18 protein-coding genes are annotated in these 19,884 nt (G+C 47.8%); 11 read left to right on the forward strand and 7 right to left on the reverse strand.

Features of this window, described 5'->3' with window-relative positions; all coding sequences use genetic code 11:
* Positions 1-143 precede the first annotated feature (143 nt).
* From CHI14_RS06255 to mnhG, 6 genes are read left to right on the forward strand one after another with little or no spacing between them, the layout of a single operon-like run.
* On the forward strand, positions 144-3,143 hold the full coding sequence (locus tag CHI14_RS06255) for a Na+/H+ antiporter subunit A (RefSeq protein ID WP_283163800.1): 3,000 nt from the start codon (positions 144-146) through the stop codon (positions 3,141-3,143).
* Position 3,144: 1 nt separating this feature from the next.
* The gene (locus CHI14_RS06260) at positions 3,145-3,483 is read left to right on the forward strand and encodes a Na(+)/H(+) antiporter subunit C (protein ID WP_095287534.1); all 339 of its coding nucleotides are present in this window, start codon (positions 3,145-3,147) and stop codon (positions 3,481-3,483) included.
* On the forward strand, positions 3,476-4,954 hold the full coding sequence (locus CHI14_RS06265) for a Na+/H+ antiporter subunit D (protein ID WP_095287535.1): 1,479 nt from the start codon (positions 3,476-3,478) through the stop codon (positions 4,952-4,954). Before CHI14_RS06260 ends, CHI14_RS06265 begins: the two co-directional genes overlap by 8 nt.
* A gap of 6 nt (positions 4,955-4,960) precedes the next feature.
* Positions 4,961-5,437: a Na+/H+ antiporter subunit E gene (locus tag CHI14_RS06270; RefSeq protein WP_095287536.1), complete on the forward strand. Its 477-nt coding sequence runs from the start codon at positions 4,961-4,963 to the stop codon at positions 5,435-5,437.
* The gene (locus CHI14_RS06275; RefSeq protein ID WP_095287537.1) at positions 5,437-5,721 is read left to right on the forward strand and encodes a Na(+)/H(+) antiporter subunit F1; all 285 of its coding nucleotides are present in this window, start codon (positions 5,437-5,439) and stop codon (positions 5,719-5,721) included. The genes CHI14_RS06270 and CHI14_RS06275 overlap by 1 nt, the downstream gene beginning before the upstream one ends.
* Positions 5,705-6,097, forward strand: a complete 393-nt coding sequence (gene mnhG / locus CHI14_RS06280) for a monovalent cation/H(+) antiporter subunit G (RefSeq protein WP_095287538.1) — start codon at positions 5,705-5,707, stop codon at positions 6,095-6,097. The genes CHI14_RS06275 and mnhG overlap by 17 nt, the downstream gene beginning before the upstream one ends.
* A gap of 114 nt (positions 6,098-6,211) precedes the next feature.
* Here mnhG and CHI14_RS06285 read toward each other — a convergent pair whose 3' ends face one another.
* The 4 genes from CHI14_RS06285 to CHI14_RS06300 form a co-directional block, all read right to left on the reverse strand.
* Positions 6,212-7,231, reverse strand: a complete 1,020-nt coding sequence (locus CHI14_RS06285; RefSeq protein ID WP_095287539.1) for an alpha/beta hydrolase family protein — start codon at positions 7,229-7,231, stop codon at positions 6,212-6,214.
* A 292-nt stretch (positions 7,232-7,523) separates the two neighbouring features.
* Positions 7,524-9,722 carry an MMPL family transporter gene (locus CHI14_RS06290; protein WP_095287540.1) on the reverse strand — a complete coding sequence of 733 codons (2,199 nt, stop codon included), beginning with the start codon at positions 9,720-9,722 and terminating at the stop codon, positions 7,524-7,526.
* A 257-nt stretch (positions 9,723-9,979) separates the two neighbouring features.
* Positions 9,980-10,600 carry a flavin reductase family protein gene (locus CHI14_RS06295; RefSeq protein ID WP_095287772.1) on the reverse strand — a complete coding sequence of 207 codons (621 nt, stop codon included), beginning with the start codon at positions 10,598-10,600 and terminating at the stop codon, positions 9,980-9,982.
* A 167-nt stretch (positions 10,601-10,767) separates the two neighbouring features.
* Positions 10,768-11,769 (reverse strand): iron-hydroxamate ABC transporter substrate-binding protein, encoded by a 1,002-nt coding sequence (locus CHI14_RS06300; RefSeq protein WP_095287773.1) that lies wholly within the window; start codon positions 11,767-11,769, stop codon positions 10,768-10,770.
* Positions 11,770-12,020: 251 nt separating this feature from the next.
* Between CHI14_RS06300 and CHI14_RS06305 the strand changes: the two genes are divergently transcribed.
* Positions 12,021-12,614, forward strand: a complete 594-nt coding sequence (locus CHI14_RS06305) for a hypothetical protein (RefSeq protein ID WP_095287541.1) — start codon at positions 12,021-12,023, stop codon at positions 12,612-12,614.
* A gap of 70 nt (positions 12,615-12,684) precedes the next feature.
* On the opposite strand, the gene CHI14_RS06310 is transcribed toward CHI14_RS06305, so the two are convergent.
* Both CHI14_RS06310 and CHI14_RS06315 read right to left on the reverse strand, forming a co-directional pair.
* Positions 12,685-13,911, reverse strand: a complete 1,227-nt coding sequence (locus CHI14_RS06310; protein WP_095287542.1) for a multidrug effflux MFS transporter — start codon at positions 13,909-13,911, stop codon at positions 12,685-12,687.
* Positions 13,912-13,954: 43 nt separating this feature from the next.
* Positions 13,955-14,701 (reverse strand): GTP pyrophosphokinase, encoded by a 747-nt coding sequence (locus tag CHI14_RS06315; protein WP_095287774.1) that lies wholly within the window; start codon positions 14,699-14,701, stop codon positions 13,955-13,957.
* Positions 14,702-15,089: 388 nt separating this feature from the next.
* On the opposite strand from CHI14_RS06315, the gene CHI14_RS06320 reads away from it, so the two are divergent.
* Together CHI14_RS06320 and CHI14_RS06325 are read left to right on the forward strand one after the other, a co-directional pair.
* Entirely contained in the window at positions 15,090-15,815 is a 726-nt protein-coding gene (locus CHI14_RS06320; protein WP_249281019.1) for an alpha/beta hydrolase family protein, read from the forward strand.
* A 92-nt stretch (positions 15,816-15,907) separates the two neighbouring features.
* Positions 15,908-16,618 carry a YoaK family protein gene (locus tag CHI14_RS06325; protein WP_095287543.1) on the forward strand — a complete coding sequence of 237 codons (711 nt, stop codon included), beginning with the start codon at positions 15,908-15,910 and terminating at the stop codon, positions 16,616-16,618.
* A 98-nt stretch (positions 16,619-16,716) separates the two neighbouring features.
* Here the strand turns inward: CHI14_RS06325 and CHI14_RS06330 are convergent, their stop codons facing one another.
* Positions 16,717-17,628: a LysR family transcriptional regulator gene (locus tag CHI14_RS06330; protein ID WP_095287544.1), complete on the reverse strand. Its 912-nt coding sequence runs from the start codon at positions 17,626-17,628 to the stop codon at positions 16,717-16,719.
* A 138-nt stretch (positions 17,629-17,766) separates the two neighbouring features.
* Between CHI14_RS06330 and CHI14_RS06335 the strand changes: the two genes are divergently transcribed.
* Together CHI14_RS06335 and CHI14_RS06340 are read left to right on the forward strand one after the other, a co-directional pair.
* The gene (locus CHI14_RS06335; RefSeq protein ID WP_095287545.1) at positions 17,767-18,456 is read left to right on the forward strand and encodes an O-methyltransferase; all 690 of its coding nucleotides are present in this window, start codon (positions 17,767-17,769) and stop codon (positions 18,454-18,456) included.
* A 101-nt stretch (positions 18,457-18,557) separates the two neighbouring features.
* Positions 18,558-19,862 carry an MFS transporter gene (locus CHI14_RS06340; protein WP_095287546.1) on the forward strand — a complete coding sequence of 435 codons (1,305 nt, stop codon included), beginning with the start codon at positions 18,558-18,560 and terminating at the stop codon, positions 19,860-19,862.
* Positions 19,863-19,884: the final 22 nt, after the last annotated feature.

Here is a 19,884-nt window from a genome sequence, read left to right on the forward strand (position 1 = left end):
TTGTGCATGATTCGATTCCATTTGCTCCGTCAGAATAACCTAGTTTCTTCCATTCAAAGAATAGTCACGATTCTGTATATACATACTTGGGTTATGAATATAGAGAGCAAGCATATCATCCAATGATGAGATGATGATTCAGCATGTCTGTCGTACAGAGAGAACTTCAACTAGAAATTGGGGGTGTAATATTGAGCCTGCTTCATCTTGCTGTTATTTTCCCTTTTGCCATGGGGATTTTGCTTACGATGCTGAACCGCTTTTTCCGTAGAATACATATGGGGTGGCCAGTTCTTATTGTTCCGGCACTGTTGTTCGGTTATTTTGCAAGCCTCATACCTTCCGTGTCTCAGCGAAATATGATATCCGGCTATGTGCCCTGGATTCCGTCACTGGACATAGGATTTAATCTATATCTGGATGGCTTAAGTCTGCTTTTGACACTACTTATTACCGGGATCGGGGTTCTGGTGGTGTTTTACTCCATCTACTACATGGACAAAAAAGAGGATTTGAACCGCTTCTACCTGTATTTGCTCATGTTTATGGGGGCCATGCTGGGCGTTGTACTGTCCGATAACATGATTGTATTGTACGGATTCTGGGAACTTACAAGTATCACCTCATTCTTGCTGATCGCGTTTCATTACAAACGCAAGGCTTCCACTTCAGGCGCACAGAAGTCGTTTTTAATAACCGTGTTTGGCGGGTTCGCCATGTTAGCGGGATTCATGATGATGTACTTGATGACTGGAACATTTAGTATCCGTGCTACCATTACGGAATGGGGACAGATTCAGGATAGTGCATTATTTTTGCCTGCACTGGTGCTGATCCTGATCGGGGCATTTACCAAATCCGCCCAGTTTCCCTTCCACATCTGGCTGCCGGATGCGATGGAAGCCCCAACACCCGTCAGTGCATATCTGCATTCGGCCACAATGGTTAAGGCTGGCTTGTATGTTATAGCCCGCTTCACCCCCATCTTTGGGGGAGAGGGAACCTGGTTCTGGCTGGTCACTGGCGTAGGTCTCCTGACCTTGTGTTATGGATCGTTCCTTGCTGTAAAAAAGAACGACCTTAAGGCAATTCTCGCTTATTCCACGATCTCGCAACTTGGATTGATCATGTCCCTGCTCGGTGTCGGCTCCGCTGCACTCTACTTCGGTTATGGCGAGTCTTCTGCCGTCTATACAGTTGCAATCACAGCTGCCCTGCTTCATCTCTTCAATCACGCAACCTTCAAGGCAGCGCTGTTTATGGTCGTCGGCATTGTCGATCATGAAACGGGGACCCGCGATATTCGCAAGCTCGGAGGTCTGGCTTCCTTTATGCCTTTCACATTCACAGTTGCGCTTGTGGGAGCACTTGCCATGGCGGGTATTCCGCCTTTCAATGGTTTCTTGAGTAAAGAGCTATTCTTCCAAGCCATGGTTGAAGTGACACATCTGCGCATCTTCGGACTTGGTTCGTGGAGCATCCTACTGCCTATACTCGCTTGGCTCGCCAGTGTATTTACTTTAATCTATGCGCTGATCATCGTGTTCAAAACGTTCCTCGGTAACCGCCGCACGGAGCTTCCGGCGGAGAAGCTGCATGAAGCTCCGGTGGGTATGCTTATTCCCCCGGTAATCCTGGGTGTACTTGTCATTACATTCGGACTTTTCCCGGATCTGCTGGCTGGATCGCTTATTGAGCCGGCGATGGCCTCCGTGCTTCCAGCGCTGCTGGACGGAAACGAGCATTTTGACGTTCACTTCTCCTTATGGCACGGAATAACACCGGAATTAATCATGACGATCGGTGTCATTATTCTTGGTATCACGTTGTATAAACGGTTACCTCGCTGGAGAAATGTGTATGAACATTACCCGCAGGGCCTGACCATTAACAATATGTATCACGTCATTCTGGATAATGTGCAGCATTATGCTCGCAAATGGACGGAAGCTTACATGAATGGATCTGTCCGCAATTATCTGGTGTATATCTTCTCGTTCACCGTTGCACTGCTCGGATATGCCTTTTTCCGCTCAGGCGAAAATATTACCTGGAATTTCAAGGGGCATGCTCCCTTCTCATTCTATGAAGCAGTCCTGCTTGTCGCCCTGATTGCTGCTGCAGTCTCCATACCTTTTGCGAAAAACAGACTCTCTGCGGTCATTATGACGGGTGCTGTCGGGTATCTGGTCACGCTGCTATTCGTATTGTTCCGAGCTCCCGACCTGGCATTGACCCAGATGATTGTGGAGACCGTATCGGTTGCGCTGTTCCTGCTGTGCTTCTACCATCTGCCTGAGCTTCAACGTGGACGGTCCAGCCGCAGGTATCTCAGCGTGAACATGATTGTTGCGATTGCGGTGGGTATTGTAATGACTTTCGTAGCTCTTGCCGCAAGCGGAACTGCTTCGCTGGAGAGTATCTCCAATTTCTTCATTCAGGAGAGCTATGACCTTGCTGGCGGCAAGAACGTCGTCAATGTACTGCTTGTAGACTTCCGCGGCTTTGATACGATACTGGAAATTATGGTACTGGGAGTTGCCTCACTATCCATTTATTCCATGATTAATCTGAATCTTGAAGCCAAGGATCTCGGAGCGCGATTGAAATTCCGCAAAAAAGAAGAAACCAAAGATAACGATAATCTGGATGAAGAAGCGGATAATACGAAAAAATATGGCAATCAGGAACGCAGCTCCTCCACATGGGATACCGTTCCCTTACAGAGTAACGATGTGCTGCTGCAAACGACAACCAAGGTAGTCGTCTTTATCATTCTGACGTTTGCGCTGCATTTGTTCTTCGCGGGACATCATAACCCTGGTGGCGGTTTCATTGGTGGATTGGTCACGGCCGCTGCACTGGTCTTGATTGCTCTTGCATTCAGTACGGATACGGTACGCAAGGCGCTGCCCATTGATTTTCGTACGTTGACGGCTGTTGGATTGGCTATTGCCCTGCTGACGGGGGCCGGCTCCTTTTTGTTCGGGGCTCCCTTCCTCAGCCAGACCTTCGGTTATTTCGAACTTCCTTTGCTGGGAGAGACCGAGCTTGCTACCGCGATGCTGTTCGATCTCGGCGTGTATATCGCTGTCCTTGGTGTCACCATGACCATCATTCTACAGATCGGGGAGGATCGCTGATATGGAAATATTGATGTGCGTTGCCGTTGGCATACTGTTTGCCGTCGCCGTCTTTTTAATCTTGTCACGGAGCCTGCTCCGAATCGTATTAGGCATGTCCATCCTCACGCATGGGGTGCATCTGCTGCTGATTACGATGTCACGTCTTAAGACAGGTGCTCCTCCGTTGCTGGGAGAAAAGGCAGAAAGCTATGTCGATCCGCTGCCTCAAGCGCTGATTTTGACCTCCATTGTCATCAATTTCGGGCTAACCGCTTTCTTCTTTGTTCTGTCCTATCGCTCATATCTAAAATTGAGAACGGACGACATGGAAGAAGTAAGGGGGCGTCCATATGAATAATCTTGTGGTTCTGCCTTTGCTGCTGCCGCTGATCACAGGTGTTATTACCATACTGTTTTTCCGTAAAGTCCGCATTCAGCGCATCGTCAGTGTCATTGGGACGCTGTTGACTGCCGCTGCATCAACCGTATTAATTACACAGGTTGCCAGCTCGGGCGTACAGACCCTTAATATGGGCGGCTGGGCCCCGCCATACGGTATTGTTCTGGTAGCTGATATGGTATCTGCGCTGCTCGTAGTGGCTGCTTCCATCATTGCTCTGGCATGTCTGCTGTATGCTTTCCGAAGCATTAACCAAGAGAGGGAGGAACATCATTTCTACGTCTTCTTTCACTTTCTGATTGCAGGCGTGAACGGTTCTTTTCTGACAGGCGACCTGTTTAACCTCTTTGTCTGTTTTGAACTGATGCTGATCTCTTCCTATGCGCTAATTGTGCTGGGAGGGACGGAAAGACAGCTTCGTGAAACGATCAAGTATGTCCTGATCAACATCGTTTCTTCCGCTTTGTTTGTCGCCTCCATCGGCTTCCTCTATTCGGTAACAGGCACTCTGAATATGGCGGACTTGTCTAATCGGATTGCCGAGGTGGGTCAGAGTGGTGTAATTACACTGATTGCTGTCCTGTTTCTCATTGTATTCAGCATCAAAGCCGGCCTGTTCCTCTTCTTCTGGCTATCAGGCTCCTATGCAGCTCCCCCTGCAGTGGTAACGGCTTTGTTCGCGGGATTGCTGACCAAAGTAGGGCTGTATGCGATTGTGCGCACATTCACGCTCATTTTTTATCATGATCCGGATTTCTTCAATGCCCTAATCGGCTGGATGGCTGGCGCAACCATGATCCTCGGGGTTATTGGCGCCATTTCCTATCGTGATGTGAACAAAATTTTGGTCTATAACGTGGTTGCAGGTGTCGGGTTTGTGGCCTTCGGCATGGCTGCTGCAAGTCGTCAGGCTCTGGAAGGGCTGCTCTTCTACATGCTGCATGATATGTTGATCAAAACGCTGCTCTTCTTGCTGGGAGGTGCCCTGATCGCCGTTGCGGGTACGTCCAAACTTGAAAACATGGGTGGATTGCTCCATCGTTATCCGCTGCTTGGATGGATGTTCTTCATCAGCGCACTTGCACTGGCAGGTATTCCTCCATTCAGTGGTTTCCCGGGTAAGCTGCTGCTCTTCGAGGGTGGCTTGCAGGCCGGTCTATATGGTCTTACGGGAATTGCGGTGCTCTCCAGTCTGCTGATGCTCTACTCGGTCCTGCGTATTTTCATTCAGGCTTTCTGGGGCGAACCGCCAGCAGGTGTCGTTAGACGGCCTTATGCGGTAAACGGACTCTTAATCCCTGCCGGCATCCTGTTCATATTTATTATCGTCATGGGCTTGGGGGCTGAAGGAATGTTTCAGCTAACCTCCCGGGCAGGCGACATTCTACTGCATCCCAATATTTATATTGATGCAGTATTGAAGGAGTAGATGCTTATGGCCTTTCAGATCATACTGAATCTTATCATTGCCTTTGTGTGGATGTTTCTGAATAATGCATGGAATGGCGTTGGTTTTCTTATTGGTTACCTGCTCGGTCTGCTGTTAATCGGGAGTATGCGGCGGTTCTTCCCCCAGCGCTTCTATATCGTTCGAGTCTGGGCCATCATGAAGCTGCTCTATCTGCTGTTCAAGGAATTAATACGAGCCAGTATTGAGGTCATTCGCCAGATTATCAAGCCCAGGCTTGAAATTCGTCCTGGCATATTCACCTACCGGACTCAATTGTCCTCCGACTGGGAGGTTACCTTTTTATGCCTGCTCATCTCGCTGACACCGGGATCGTTACCTCTTGAGATATCCGGGAATCAACGGAAGCTGTTCATCCATGCACTGGATATCAAGGATGAACAGAAAATGAGGGATGATATCAAAAATACATTCGAAAAAGCCATTATGGAGGTGACGCGATAATGCTATCCTCAATGTTATTTATATCCCTGCTTGTACTGTCCTTGGCCATCCTGGGTTGCTTGTACCGTGTGCTGCGCGGTCCTTCCATGGCTGACCGGATTACGGCACTGGATACCATCGGCATTAACGTCATCGCCATTGTAGCTGTGCTGTCCATGATGCTTCACACGCAGGCCTATCTGGATATCATTCTGCTGATTGGTATTCTTGCTTTTCTAAGTACAGTTGCATTCGCACGTTATATTGAACGGGGGGCGGTATTCAAAAATGAAGGAGATCGTTAATGGAACCGCTGAAATTGCTATCGGTCTGATCGTTCTGTGCGGAGCTCTACTGAGTGCACTTAGCGCCTTTGGACTCATACGATTACCAGACGTTTACCTGCGTGCGCATGCCGCGACTAAAAGTACAACACTCGGTGTGTTTTGCGTACTCATCGGAACATTTTTCTTCTTCTGGTACTTCGACAACTACATTAGTGCACGCGTACTTCTTGGCATTGTGTTTGTCTTTATTACCGCTCCGGTTGCCGGGCATCTGAATGCACGCGCAGCATATCGGACAGACGTTCCACTCTGGGAACAGAGCGTACAGGACGAACTTGAACCGCTGCTCAAAGGTAAAAAAGCCAACCATGAGGCCAAGGATATGATGGAATGATGGAATGATGAAGACTACTTCAATTCCTATTAGAAAAATCAAAAGCAACCCCGCAGCACACGCACCAGAGGCGTGTTGTTACGGGGTTGTTTTCAGCTTCAGTAACGCGGTAAATTATAAAAACCTTTCCAGCCAATCATACGCTTTGGCACCACTAATTTCATGCCCGCCTGCAAAGAAGTCGGCACCCAGAACATCCAGTGCACTCTCTTGTGCATAGATCTCCTCCAACCTGGTGAAAGCTTCTCTCGCCGCGGTCTGTGGAAATACCCGGTCATCTCTTCCTGCTTCAATGAATAATGGTCTTGGCACGATCAGACCAATAATATCGGGCATCTCCGCTTCCCGCAAGATACCTGGAATGTAATTATCAAGACAGTGATTCCTGTCCAAAATACTTGCTTGAAAGGTATTGGCGTATCCGCTGATTACCGCAGCCTGGAATCTTGCATCCAGCGCGGCAGTAAAGGCAGCAACCAGCCCTCCACCCGAGATGCCCATGATTCCAATCCTCTCTGCATCAACTTCAGGGCGGGTAGACAAATAATCGAGCACCCTCATCGTCTCGTAGACACGATGCCCGGCCAGAGTCTGTCCGGCCATGAGCAGATGAACTGCAATCTTCGTGCAGGAACTGATTCCTGGCGGTTCATCCTTATCCTCTTCCAGTCTTCGATCACCGAATCCGAGCAGTTCCGGAGCGGCAACCATGTACCCTCGCTGTACCAGGGATACGGCAAAATCCTTATGCAGTCCCGGTGATGCCGCTCGCGGTGAACCGTCAGGCTCCATGCCGCTTATCTCCCGGCTCCCATAACCATGGCCATGACAGGCAATCATGGCAGGCACAGGTGTATTTGTATTACTTAACTCATTAGGAATCAATACGTATATTGGCATTCGCAAGCCTGCATAGGTCGTTATTTCCACGCGTTCCCTCACGTAACCCTCGCAAGCAATACGCTCCAGCACGACAGCATTTGGCTCTGCATTATCAGCCGGAAAACCACCAAGTCGTGCACGTATACTTGAACGCAGCTGTTCACTCCATTGTTCCAGAGGCTGTCCTGCCTGATATACATAACGTCCGCGCTCAGTCGTCTGTTGTTGCAGATAAGATTCAATCTGAGTCATTAATGGTATACCTCCTTGTTCATTCGCTGCACCAATCCATATGAAATAAAACATATTAGATGAACTAAATTGATCAACATCTGTACTATTTTCCAGTACATTATAGTGTAAGCCCATGGCCCATGAATTTAATATTCATGCCGGATTACCCCGAAACCCTGCTATTCTTATGAAAAAAAGAGACATTCCCCAGGCCGGCGATGCAGACTTCAGGAATCTCCCTTTATCATATGATGGCTACCTTATAGGAACATTTTGCACGCTGGGCAATCAGATCCATGCTGATCAAGCGTTATGTTTTTTGTCCTGGGAGCCACCAATTCCATTTTCCCATCAGCTTCATTAGTGCTGGCACAAGCAGCAAACGAATGATGGTGACATCAATGAGCACTGCAGCAGTAATGCCGACACCAAGCTGCTTCACTCCTTCCACATCTCCAAAGGCAAACGGTATTGTCACAGCAAGCAGAATGGCAGCCGCCGATGTAATCAGTCGACCCGTTGATGCAAGTCCCTGCATGACCGACCGGTCACTGTCTCCTGTCAGACGATACAACTCCTGGATCCGGCTGAGCATAAATACGCCATAGTCCATTGAAATGCCGAAGACAAGTCCAGCGATAAACACCGGAATCATGATGGCAATCGCCGAGGGCTCCATCCCCAGATGACCCTGATTGAAGACCAGCACCAAGACTCCAAAAGAAGCTGTCAGGCTGAGTATATTCATCAGGATTGCTTTGATTGGAATCAACAGCGAACGAAATGCCGTCAGCAGTACCATGTAATTAGATACGATTACGAAAACCAGCACCTTGGGCAGCTGTCCCAAAATTTCCTGCATAATCTCAACTTGGGAAGCAGCTTCTCCGCCATAACGAATAGGTATCCCCTCAGCGCCTTGTTGCGCGTCCCGTTCATTCATCATGTTCAGCCAGTCTGCAGCTTGTTCCGATCCTGGTGCTCCCTTGATGGTCACCACCATCCGAATAGCATCCTCAGATACGTATGAGGAGAGAAGCAAATCGTGCAAGATCAGCTCGCTGCTCGCGCCTCCAATCGGCGATGTTCTGTACTGTCCAGGCATGTACTTCTGATCCGTTCCCCAGACGGATTCAATCTGAAGGACATCCTCATCCTTTTGCAATTCCCTTACCTTTCGAAGTGCCGTGTTCCAGTGTAATGCGGTTAAACTCTCTCCGGTTCCTCCGATGAGGATGTCAACGGAAGCGATGTCCTTTTGAGCGAAAACCTGCTGTATCCTCTCAGCAGCTTGTCTGGATTCTATGGTTGCTGGCAATGAGGTTGCGTCCGGAATCGCCATCTCCAACTGCCTAACCGGAAGCACACAGAACAGCAGAATGCCTGTACCCAACAAGGTCATCCGTATCGGTCGTTTCATCACTGTGCCAAACCACTTAAGCCATATGGAGGGTTTACGCGGCGGCGTACGAATTGAAAAATGCTTTTTTCGTTTAAAGATCTGCTCGGCATAGAGTGTAAGAATGGCTGGCAGCAAGGTCACATTGATTAACACGGATATCATCAGGACCGTCATGGCACCAAGCGAGACACTCAGAAACATGGGAAGTCTGATCCAGATCAGCGACAACAGGCCCAGCAGCACACAAGCAGCAGAAAACAAAACAGCCCTTCCGGCTGTACGCAGTGTCCTCTGGATAATCTCATACGAACTATGCCCATGATCATGCGGATACAGCTGCATCTCATCCCTGAATCTGCTTAGAATGATCAGCGCAAAATCGATGCTTAACGCCATTCCCACCATCGGTATGACATTAATAACAAAATTCGAAAGTTCCACGTAATGCCCCATGAGAGAGGTCATCCCCATTGCTGTGACCACACCGACGACACCCATAATTACAGCAACAAGAGCCGCATATAGACCTCGAAAGGCAAAACATAGAATTAACAAAGCAATCGGTAAGCCAACGATTTCCGCACGCTCCAGATCTCGAAAGCTCAATTGATTCACATCCTGCTGAACTACAGGCTTGCCGGTTAAATGAATAGCTCCTTGATCACCTGATGTATTCAGGGAACGAAGCTGCTCAATGGGAGTATTCATCCGGTGCGCTGGAACATTAAATTCTAGGAGTGCATATGCCGTACCATCCCGCATCATTGCACTTCTTCCATCCTCAAGCGGAGAGATTATGGTTGAAAGATTGGGAAGAGAGCGTACCTCCTGTAAATGCCTGCTGACCCAACTCCGAAATTCTGCTGGAGAGGTGCCTGTCTGCTTTTCATAAACGACAATAATCGGATCATCCGGAATTCCGAATTCTTCCTTGAGAATACGCTCAATATGATGTGCATCTCCATGAATCTGTTTCAACCCATGATCCTGAAGAACACCGGGCAGGTTCCATGCCCATACGGCTGATACCCCGATAATAAAAACCCAGCTGATCATGATGAACCGTGGATATTGGCCAATGAGGTAGGCAAGGCTGCGATAACCCATATCCAAGCTCCTCTTCTATCAGATTGACATTTCATTCTTCATTTATGATGACTAGCAGGGGCCTATAATACAATCCAGTAACACATCAGAATAGTACAAGTCTATTCACGCCAGAATGAGTTTATGTTCAGCAAACAAGGAAAGACGGACAAGACCTGTATGTTCGAACAGGTAGTCCGTCTTGATTCATCAATTTAGTTAATTAGCATTGGGATCTCATATGAAAAGATAACAAGTAAATGATCAAGTAAATGACCTTATACAGGCCGAACTACCGTAAATCGCTCACCAAGTTTAGCGTAATCATTGCCCGCAAGCCGGCTTACGGGTTGAAGGTGATCCATCAAAATGTAGTGATGAGCGGGGTCATACACTTTTTCATTAAAGTGATACTGTACGATGCGAACGAGAAGCAAATCCGTTACAGGTTTTCCTACGTCATTAGACACCGGTATATGCTGATACAGACGGCATTCCATGCGGATCAGTGCTTCCTGTATTCCGGGCACCGCCACAACTGAACTTGGTACCGTCGTTAGATTGGTTCGCTCCAGCTCGCTCTCATGCGGCTCGAGCAGTGCTGCTGTCTCATTCACTTCGTTAACGATTGATTCATCGCAGATATGTACGACTAGCTCTTGCCCTGCAATTGCATTGCGGGCGGTATCTTTCATCACTCCATCCTTACGGTTAATGGAAATGGACAACAACGGCGGATCGGAGCTAACGACATTAAAGAAACTGAACGGGGCTGCATTCACGACGCTGCCGTCTTCTGAGAGGGTTGTGACAAAAGCAATCGGTCGCGGCACTACCGAACCGCTCATCAGTTTATAATTATCTCTGCTCGTCAGATCATTTGGATTCAATGTATACATCATAGACCTATCCCCTTTCTTAATCGGGAACGGATGGTTCCCCTTACGGACACAGTTACTTCGTAAGTATATATCGGGTCATACTAAAAAAACAAAAAACTCCCTGATGCCCATGCACACCAGAGAGTTGTACGATGATGTGCAGCACACATCATTATGCCATTCATTTATTTAACAATACTTTTCTGGATATCTTCCAGAATTCGAGTATTTGCCTGCACTCCGCTATACAACCAGCTGCTCGTGCTCTCAAACTCGTATACTTCTCCGTTTTTCACAGCAGGAATACTTTGCCACACTGCATCTTTCAACGCTTCTGCCCCTGTTCCCTTATCACTGTTAACCAGGAAAAGATAGTCAGCATTCATATCTGCGATTCTTTCCAAGGAAACCTCGGACCAGTTCCCTGTTGCTTTTGCCGATATTTCCTTCACAACTTCAGGCTGTTGCAGTCCGAGTTCATTGTACATGACTTCACCACTGGAGACATTATTACTAACAACATAAAACTTGTTATTGAAAAGCCACAATGCTGCTGCAGTTTTTGTACCACCTGTTGCGGCAGCCACTTTTTCCTTAATTTCTTTTGCTTTTGCATCGTAATCGTCAAGAGCTTTTTGAGCTACATCAGATTTGTTCAACAGCTCGCCTATTTTCAAAAGAGCCTGACGCCAATCCTTGTTCACATCATCACCAAGTACATAAGTTGGGGCAATTTTATTGTATTGTTCGTACTTCTCCCCTTCTACAGTACTTTCAGAACCCATAATGATCAGGTCCGGCGAGAAGCTGGCAACAGCTTCAAATGGAAGTTCGCTTGCAATTGTAGGAATTCCGTTCAGATCTTCTTGAAGATAAGCCTGTACACTGCTGCCATCACGGACTGACCATTGTGCAGCCGGCTTAACGCCAAGTGTTACCAGATGATCTTCCAGATAGGAAGCAATAATGCGCTGCGGATTAGCTGGAATCGTCACATCATGACCCTGAGCATCTTTTACCGTACGTTCTGTTGGAGCTTCTGTCTGTGTCTCAGTCTCCGTTGTTGTATTGGTCTCTCCTGCTGCAGTTCCATTATCGGCCGACTTCGTTCCGCATGCAGCCAGCCACAATGACATGACCATAATCGTGATTAGCAGCATGATTCCTTTTTTATTTCTTTTCAGCACGTGATTATCCCCTTTCATGATGAACACCTCAATATGAGCTGGTATGGAAAATTTAAAATGGGGCCCTATACTTTCCTGTATATGTTCCCTGTATGTACTTGTCCATTTCCATTGACAATGATAATTGTTATCAACTGAGTTGTCAATCCGATTTTACTTTTCAACGACCGCTATCTCCAAATCCATTCACCTTTGGGCGAATGCCGCCATATGATGTTTTCAGAATACGACGACAGGAAGGATGTTCGTAGATGGATTACATCAATCATACCCATGCAGGTTACGGTGAAGACCGCTCTGTACAGTTTCCTCCATTATTCCCGGGTGGCAGCCAGGGAGGGCAGCCCATCCAAGGAATTCCCGGAGGACAGGGATCTTTTCCCCCATACTTTCCAGGTGGAAGCACCGGCGGACAGCCGCCGTTCTTTCCAGGAGGAGGCCAAGGTACGGTTCCAGGCGTTCCCGCGCAGTTGTCGCAAGGCAATCTGCCTACCCTGTTAGGCGCCTATCCACGTCCGGTTGGGCAGCCACCAGCGGAGATGGTATTTCTATACAATCTGATCAAAAGCAGCCCCGGGCTCCTGCCGTTGTTTATCCAGCAGCAACCACAGAATTTGACCCAGGCTGTGCAATTCGCCCAAACAGGCGTAACCGCCCCAAGGGATCAGAATCAGCGTGTACTGCCGAATTTCTGTTACAACCGGTGGTCCCTTGTATTCACATACAATGACGTCTTTCTCATGTGGCCTGTCACTAATATCTTTGGTTTTGTGGTCGGTTACTTCTATCCGTTCCTGACCCCTGGCATTTTGCTCAATACGCAAATCCTGTTCGCTCTTTGCTAAACACAAGGCGCCCCACCCGAAGTATAGAGCTTCGAATGGGGCGCTTTGATATTTTGATATATTCATATGATTAACGGGTCTGCTGACGGTGCCCACGCTTACCGACCATAACCAGATAGAGCAGTAACGCCCCAAGGTCGGCACATGCGATAACGACCCCCATTGGTACCGCGGTTCCCTCTCCTCCCAAACCGACGAGCGGAGCTACGATCCCGCCAAACAGGAATGTCATGACCCCTATAAGTGCAGAGGCACTGCCAGCTGACTTCTCCTGGTTGGCCATGGCCAGCGCGAAGGAAGCCGTGTTGACGAGACCCACACTGGAAACGACAAGAAATAACGGAACCAAGATGGAGTTCAGATTGCCTCCCAATAGGATGGCAATGAGCAGAGATGTGCCTCCCACAGCAGCTGCAACGAGGCCGGCTATGAGCAAACGCGTTTCGGACACTTTACCCGCCAATCTCCCGGCAATCTGGCTTGCCAGAATGATTCCGAGACCATTAACGGCAAAGCAGATACTGAACATTTGCGGAGAGACGCCGTAAATTTTTTGCAGTACAAACGGTGAACCCGATATGTACGCGAACATTCCCGCTGCTACAAATCCTTGAGTCAATGCATATCCCATGAACAGACGGTCCGATGCGATCTGCCGGAATGTGACCAGAGTCTGCTTCAAGCCTCCGCTGGATCGTCGTTCGGACGGCAGTGTCTCTCCAAGCCCAAAAATAACGGCCAGTAACGTAAGCACCCCAATAAGACTCAATAAGATAAAGACACCACGCCATGAAGTATAAGCGAGGAGCTGCCCACCGATAATCGGTGCTGCGATAGGCGCTACCCCGTTAATAAGCATCAGCAAGGAGAAGAACCGGGTTAACTCCGGACCCGAATACACATCTCTTACCACTGCCCGGGATATAACAATTCCGGCTGCACCCGCAGCCCCCTGAATAAAACGCAGCACAACAAAAGAACCCATTGTCGGACTCACCAGACATAGTATGGAAGCAATCGTATATAGCACAAGTCCTGCAATAAGCGGCGTACGACGTCCTCGTACATCACTAAGGGGACCTGCCAGGAGCTGCCCTGCAGCAAGCCCGACCATACAGGCTGTTAAACTGAGCTGTGCATACGAAGGAGAGGAATTGAAATCCTCAGCAAGTGTAGGCAGTGCGGGCAGATACATATCCAGAGACAACGGACCGAAGGCAGACAGTGTCCCCAATATTAAGGCCATACGCACACGTGATGATGATTGATGATTTAAGGATGCTGATGAACTATTCATAGGGATTAAACTTATTCCTTTCCTTACGATGTTTCCTGTTTACTTAGTGTTCTCCATCTCCAAGCAGCCGAAGCAGGTTGGATGGCAGTGTAAACTGCTGATTGTTAATGATAATGCGGCGCAGCTCCTCTTCATCCCGTTCATTCTCTGCATCCTTGATCTCTTGAATCTCCCGGTGAAGTCTCTCCATCTGTTGATCAAGGGCATTGGCGGAATCTGCTGCACTTTTCAGTTCCTTGGTGAGACGTTCAGGAACGTCCTTATTGTATTTATAAAAGATTTTATGCTCAAGGCTCGCCCAAAAATCCATGGCAATAGTACGGATCTGAATCTCAACGCAGGCCCGCTCTTCACCATTGGACATATAAACAGGCACATCCACCAAAAGGTGCAAGCTTTGATATCCATTGGGTTTCGGATTCTGGATATAATCCTTCACTTCAAGCACACGCAGATCACTCTGATTGCACAGCATATCCTTGATCCGATAGATGTCCGAGATAAATGAGCATGTGATACGAACGCCGGCAATGTCCTTGATATTTTTCTTGATGCTTTCGAAGGTCAGCTCGTGATTTTTGCGAAACATCTTATTCATGATACTTTCAGGAGACTTCAATCTGGATTTCGTATGCTCAATCGGGCTGTAATCATGCAAGGACTGAAACTCTTCCTTTAAAACTTCAATTTTGGTTTCCATCTGATCGAGAGCAAATTTATAAATCATCATGAATCTGGTAATTTCGTATTTGAATTTCTTGAATTGGTCAATCGGATGTGGAGCGTTCATCATGGTTTTCTTCCTTTCTTTTATGCACACTTGAGTAATTTACAGGTCTAAGAATTCGGGCAGTCGCACCTGTCTCAGATTCATTATAAAACATATGGAGCCAATAAACGAATTTGTGACACGTGGACAGTTAGCTAGAACGAGAGGTATGGGATCAGATTTTTGACACATGCTACATGGTATTCCATGCATATAACTTGTCATATCCACATCTATTGACCATGAAAGAGGCTGATTTTTCTTGCTGTATCAAGTGACCTATTCCTCTAATGAATTCCGAGTTAAAGCATATATGTATCTGCCCGAAGGCTGTATAATCTCTTCTCCTTGCCACAAGCAAGAGACAGAGGAACGTATTGGAACATGCAGCACGGACTTATTACATGATGTGAAATTCCGGCTGCTGGCAAGTCGTTATCCTCCAACGCAAATCGATAACCATAAGCAAGATAGTTGGCCTGTTCTTATCTATTGTCGCGGAGGCCTTGGCAACTATGGCGGCGTAAAAACGGCCTGGGTGGAGCAGTTTGCGCACAAGGGGTACATCGTGTTCGCTCCCTCCTATCGCGGCAATGAGGGCAGTGAAGGCCGGGACGAGTATGGTGGACATGATATTGAAGACGTACGAGCCGCATACCGGCTAATACAAGGACTTCCATATGCCGATTCAGCACGTATTTCGCTTATGGGATTCTCCCGCGGGGCCATCAACGCTGTACATACAGCTACCTTTTTCAATGAAGGCCCCCACCATGTACATAAACTTGTGCTGTGGAGCGGTGTTGCCGATGTCGAACGGACATATCATGAACGAACCGACCTGAGACGCACATTGAAACGTATTCTAGGCGGATCGCCCCGTGCTGTTCCCGAAGCCTATCTTGCCCGTTCTCCGCTGGCTGCCGCCTCCAAGCTTCGCTGCCCCGTATTGATCATACACGGTACAGAAGATACCCAAGTCAACTATAGTCATGGAACCCGTATGTATCATTGGTTGAAACGAAGAGGAATTGAAGTGACCTTTCATGCCTATGGGGGACAGAATCACTGGTTCCATGACAATATCCATGCAGCCGCGGTAAACAACATGTTTGATTGGCTTGCTTCACCTTAGTTCCACACCATAAGTGAACGTATTGTCTTTATTTTATGAGATGATGCTGTATACTTGAGGGGTTGAGCATTTATTGAAAGGACGGATTCACCATGCAGCAACCTCTGCAAAAGTATTCACTTCTGCTTCTATGTCTTGCGGCTGGAATGGTCGATGTCATTGGATATCTGGGACTGGGGCATGTACTTACCGCGAATATGACCGGCAATATCGTACTGTTGGGAATCGCGATTGCCCGTGCGCAGGAATTTATCGTGCTGCGTTCCCTAATTGCTCTGGCGGGCTTCATTGCCGGCAATGCCATTGCCGCACGCATGATCGGTACCCATCAGACCAAAAACGGATGGTCACCCCGTGTAACCCGTGTTTTTGTTGTCGAAAGCATCCTGCTTCTGATATTCGCGATCGTTATGATCAGCCCTTATTCAGAACAGCTTGCCTATCTGTTAATCGCCATACTGGCTGCTGCTATGGGCATGCAGACGACAGCTGCGCGGCGGATCGGCATCGCCGGGATCTCCACCACAGTACTGACAAACAATCTTGCCGCAGTCGTCGAAGATGCCGTAAGCATTCTGCAGCGTCTACGGCACACCAGTATAGGTTCACTGATGAAGGCTTTATCCACTGACTCGTACTTGCGGGTGTTTGCCGTAATCATTTATCTGATTGGGGTCATTGTCGCGGCGCTTATGTTTCATAACATTCCTATGATCGCTGTCTGGATACCCGTAGTCGTGGTTGGGGGCGTGACTTTGCTTGCCCTATACCGGTTTAACGATCAGCAAGGTGGTACAGCTTGAACGTTAACATTCGAGTTTGATATGGCATGTCAATCTTCATAAGAAACATTCTGGCAGGCATGTAGTGTTGGTATCCATTTCAGATATACTCCATTCGTTTATCGGATGTCATCTCCGGTTATCCGGGATGCCTCCTGCCGAATTAGCTGTACCAGATGCTGCGCTGCAGGTGATAACACCTCACCAGCTCGAGTACACACGGCAATCTTATTCTTCAGATGAATTCCTCGGACATACACACGTGAAAGCCTGCCCTCTCGAACATCTTCCTTCACGACCAATGAGGATATAAAGTTTGCTCCGTAACCGGCCTTTACCGCACTGATCGTTTCATTCAACCCGTTGAACTGCAGCGCAATTCGAGGGGCAGCTACGTTATTCATACTGCATAGTGAAAATAGCCGCTCACGCGTCGCACTGCCTTCTTCACGCATGATGAAAGGTTCTGCTACCATTTGGGCCAAGTCCACTTCCCGATCAGCATACGGATGCGCTGGATGCACGACAAACCACATATCATCCTCAAACAATTCATCCCAATGTACGCCTTGATGTGTAACCCCGCTCCCCCCGTACACGGCAATTTCAGCCTCATATCGCAGCAGTTGATCGAAGGCCATCCGGGTATTGGTCGTACTGACCACAAGTTCCACATCTTCGTGCGTTTGCTTGAACTTCGCAATCCATCCAGGCAGCAAAAAATTAGAAGGCAAGTACGTTGCCGTTAACCGAATGATGCCTTTCTTCCCTTCCCGCATATCCTGCACAAAGTTCTCCACATCCTGTTCAAGCAAAAACAGACGTTCTGCGTATTCTTTTAACTGCACACCCACATCGGTAAGAACCAGTCGTCTACCCTCTGAAACAAATAAACGTATGCCCAGTTCATGTTCAAATTTCTTCACCTGTGAAGAGACCGCAGGCTGGCTAATATTCAGTTCTTCTGCAGCGCGGGTGACGCCACCATATCTTACAATGGCATGAAACAGTCGCAGTCCGTGTAAATTCATTTCTGTCACTCCTATGTCTACAATATATAAGTTTAATTTATGATCTTATATATAATATATATTTTATTTATACATATGCAATCATTATAGTTGAATTATGAAATTCAAACTATCGTTTTTGGAAAGGAAGAAACCTTGATGAAAAACACTGATTATTCTTCTCTTGAGCACACTTGGAGTCAGGTCGACGACTATTTGAATCAGTTGCTTATTCCCTCGGAGCCTCTGCTGGAACAAACGCTTCGTAGGAACACGGAAGCCGGATTGCCAGCCCATGATGTTGCTCCTAACCAAGGAAAATTCCTTCAGCTTCTGCTTCAAATCCATGGATCAGCACGTGTGCTTGAAATAGGTACGCTGGGTGCTTACAGCACGATCTGGATGGCAAGAGCACTGCCTGAGCACGGAAAAATCGTAACGCTTGAAGCTGATCCGCATCATGCGGAAATCGCACGCACCAATCTGATGCAGGCTGGGCTAATCGACAAGGTTGATCTGAGAATTGGACCTGCATTAACGACCCTTCCTGATGTTCAAGAAGACTACAGAGAGCCTTTTGATCTGATCTTTATTGATGCAGACAAACCGAGTAATCCCGATTATCTCCGATGGGCGCTCCGTCTGTCCCGGCCTGGAAGTCTGATTATCGGGGATAACATCGTCAGAGATGGCGAAGTGATCCATGCAGAGAGTACGGACCCCAGGGTGCAGGGCGTACGCCAATTCCTGAAGCTGATCGCCGATCACCCTCGGCTTGAAGCCACTGCACTGCAAACGGTAGGCAGCAAAGGATATGATGGATTGGTTATCGCTCGTGTCATTGCGTAATTAAAGCCTTATGACAAAATAAACAGTGGTCAATTCTTCCGCAAATCCCCCTTTCCTGTTACACTGGAATTACTGCACTGGTAACGACTGGGGGATTACACTTGAGAGTTTTACGACAGATTCATGCTGAGATTCGGGGTTGGTCCCGAAATATTCAACTCTTTTTTCTGGCAAGCATCCTGTATCAGATCGGAAATGGCATGTTCTCGGTTTTGTACAATCTGTACATTCAGGGTCTGGGCTACAATGATACAATGAACGGCCAGATTGTAAGTATTCAATCGTTAGCCACAGCGATCATGTTTGTACCTATCGGGCTTGGCGGTGATCGTTTCAGCCGAAAAAGACTGCTTATCGCAGGAGCTTTATTCAGCGGAATCTTCCTGATCGGTCGTTCTTTTGATTATTCGGCGAGCGGCCTGATCTGGTTTGCTGTATTTTCGGGACTATTTGCAGGCGTTTTTCAGGTTCTGGCCATTCCTTTTCTCGCAGAGAATGTGAAGAAGAGTCAGCGGTTGAAGATGTTCAGCTACTATTCCTCCCTTGTGCTCGCCTCACAGGTGCTCGGAAGTCTTGGCGGCGGAGTGTTTGCTGACCTTCTGCATACGCTGGGAATCGCCAAAGTTACTGGACTGCAAACCGTATTGTTCATTGGGGGTGCAGCAACTTTGGCAGCATTTATTCCGATGCTGTTTGTATCCGATGATAAAACTCCCGCACAGACTGTCACTACTGGTGCCGTTCCTGCGGCGATTTCCTCTGAGGATAAGAATCTGTCTACTACCGAACAGCCTGGGAAATTACAGGACAAAAAGAAAGATTCCCGACTGATTGGTCAGTTTGTTATCACTCAATTACTGATTGGGTTCGGTTCCGGACTCGTTGTGCCTTACCTGAATTTGTATTTTACCAACCGCTTTTCCGTTTCGCTAAGTGCGATGAGCTTACTTATTTCGCTTGGACAAATTATGACGATCGTCTCCATGCTCATCGGGCCGACGCTTGCCGCCAAAGTCGGAAGTGTCCGAGCTGTAGTCATATTCCAGGTGTTTTCCCTTCCATTTTTGTTATTGACCGGCTTCACGAACGTACTTTTCATTGCTTCGGTCAGCTTTTTGTTCAGACAAGCTTTGATGAATGCAGCGAATCCGATTCAATCTGCCATTCTGGTAGACAGAGTTTCCGACAAGCGTCGCGGAATCGCCAATTCCCTGATGCAAACTGCATTTATGATTGGGTGGGCAACGATGGGACCTGTTCAATCCTACCTCGTAACCACATACGGCACGTACTGGGGATACGCCATTACGTTTAGTATTACGGGCGGTTTATACGTGATCTCCTCGCTGATGTACTATATGATGTTTAAAGAACCCAAACCTTCAGCACGTGTTCGGTTAAACTAATCAAGCTGTAGCAAGTTCGCTT

The sequence above is a fragment of the Paenibacillus sp. 7516 genome (assembly GCF_002272715.1).
GTDB classification, from domain to species: Bacteria; Bacillota; Bacilli; order Paenibacillales; family Paenibacillaceae; genus Paenibacillus; species Paenibacillus illinoisensis_A.

What these genes read in the sequence shown, in the direction of transcription:
- CHI14_RS06255 (WP_283163800.1), top strand. Translation starts at nt 144, where the DNA reads ATGTCTGTCGTACAGAGAGAACTTCAACTAGAAATTGGGGGTGTAATA.
- CHI14_RS06260 (WP_095287534.1), top strand. Translation starts at nt 3,145, where the DNA reads ATGGAAATATTGATGTGCGTTGCCGTTGGCATACTGTTTGCCGTCGCC.
- CHI14_RS06265 (WP_095287535.1), top strand. Translation starts at nt 3,476, where the DNA reads ATGAATAATCTTGTGGTTCTGCCTTTGCTGCTGCCGCTGATCACAGGT.
- CHI14_RS06270 (WP_095287536.1), top strand. Translation starts at nt 4,961, where the DNA reads ATGGCCTTTCAGATCATACTGAATCTTATCATTGCCTTTGTGTGGATG.
- CHI14_RS06275 (WP_095287537.1), top strand. Translation starts at nt 5,437, where the DNA reads ATGCTATCCTCAATGTTATTTATATCCCTGCTTGTACTGTCCTTGGCC.
- mnhG (WP_095287538.1), top strand. Translation starts at nt 5,705, where the DNA reads ATGAAGGAGATCGTTAATGGAACCGCTGAAATTGCTATCGGTCTGATC.
- CHI14_RS06285 (WP_095287539.1), bottom strand. Translation starts at nt 7,231, where the DNA reads ATGACTCAGATTGAATCTTATCTGCAACAACAGACGACTGAGCGCGGA.
- CHI14_RS06290 (WP_095287540.1), bottom strand. Translation starts at nt 9,722, where the DNA reads ATGGGTTATCGCAGCCTTGCCTACCTCATTGGCCAATATCCACGGTTC.
- CHI14_RS06295 (WP_095287772.1), bottom strand. Translation starts at nt 10,600, where the DNA reads ATGTATACATTGAATCCAAATGATCTGACGAGCAGAGATAATTATAAA.
- CHI14_RS06305 (WP_095287541.1), top strand. Translation starts at nt 12,021, where the DNA reads ATGGATTACATCAATCATACCCATGCAGGTTACGGTGAAGACCGCTCT.
- CHI14_RS06310 (WP_095287542.1), bottom strand. Translation starts at nt 13,911, where the DNA reads ATGAATAGTTCATCAGCATCCTTAAATCATCAATCATCATCACGTGTG.
- CHI14_RS06315 (WP_095287774.1), bottom strand. Translation starts at nt 14,701, where the DNA reads ATGAACGCTCCACATCCGATTGACCAATTCAAGAAATTCAAATACGAA.
- CHI14_RS06325 (WP_095287543.1), top strand. Translation starts at nt 15,908, where the DNA reads ATGCAGCAACCTCTGCAAAAGTATTCACTTCTGCTTCTATGTCTTGCG.
- CHI14_RS06330 (WP_095287544.1), bottom strand. Translation starts at nt 17,628, where the DNA reads ATGAATTTACACGGACTGCGACTGTTTCATGCCATTGTAAGATATGGT.
- CHI14_RS06335 (WP_095287545.1), top strand. Translation starts at nt 17,767, where the DNA reads ATGAAAAACACTGATTATTCTTCTCTTGAGCACACTTGGAGTCAGGTC.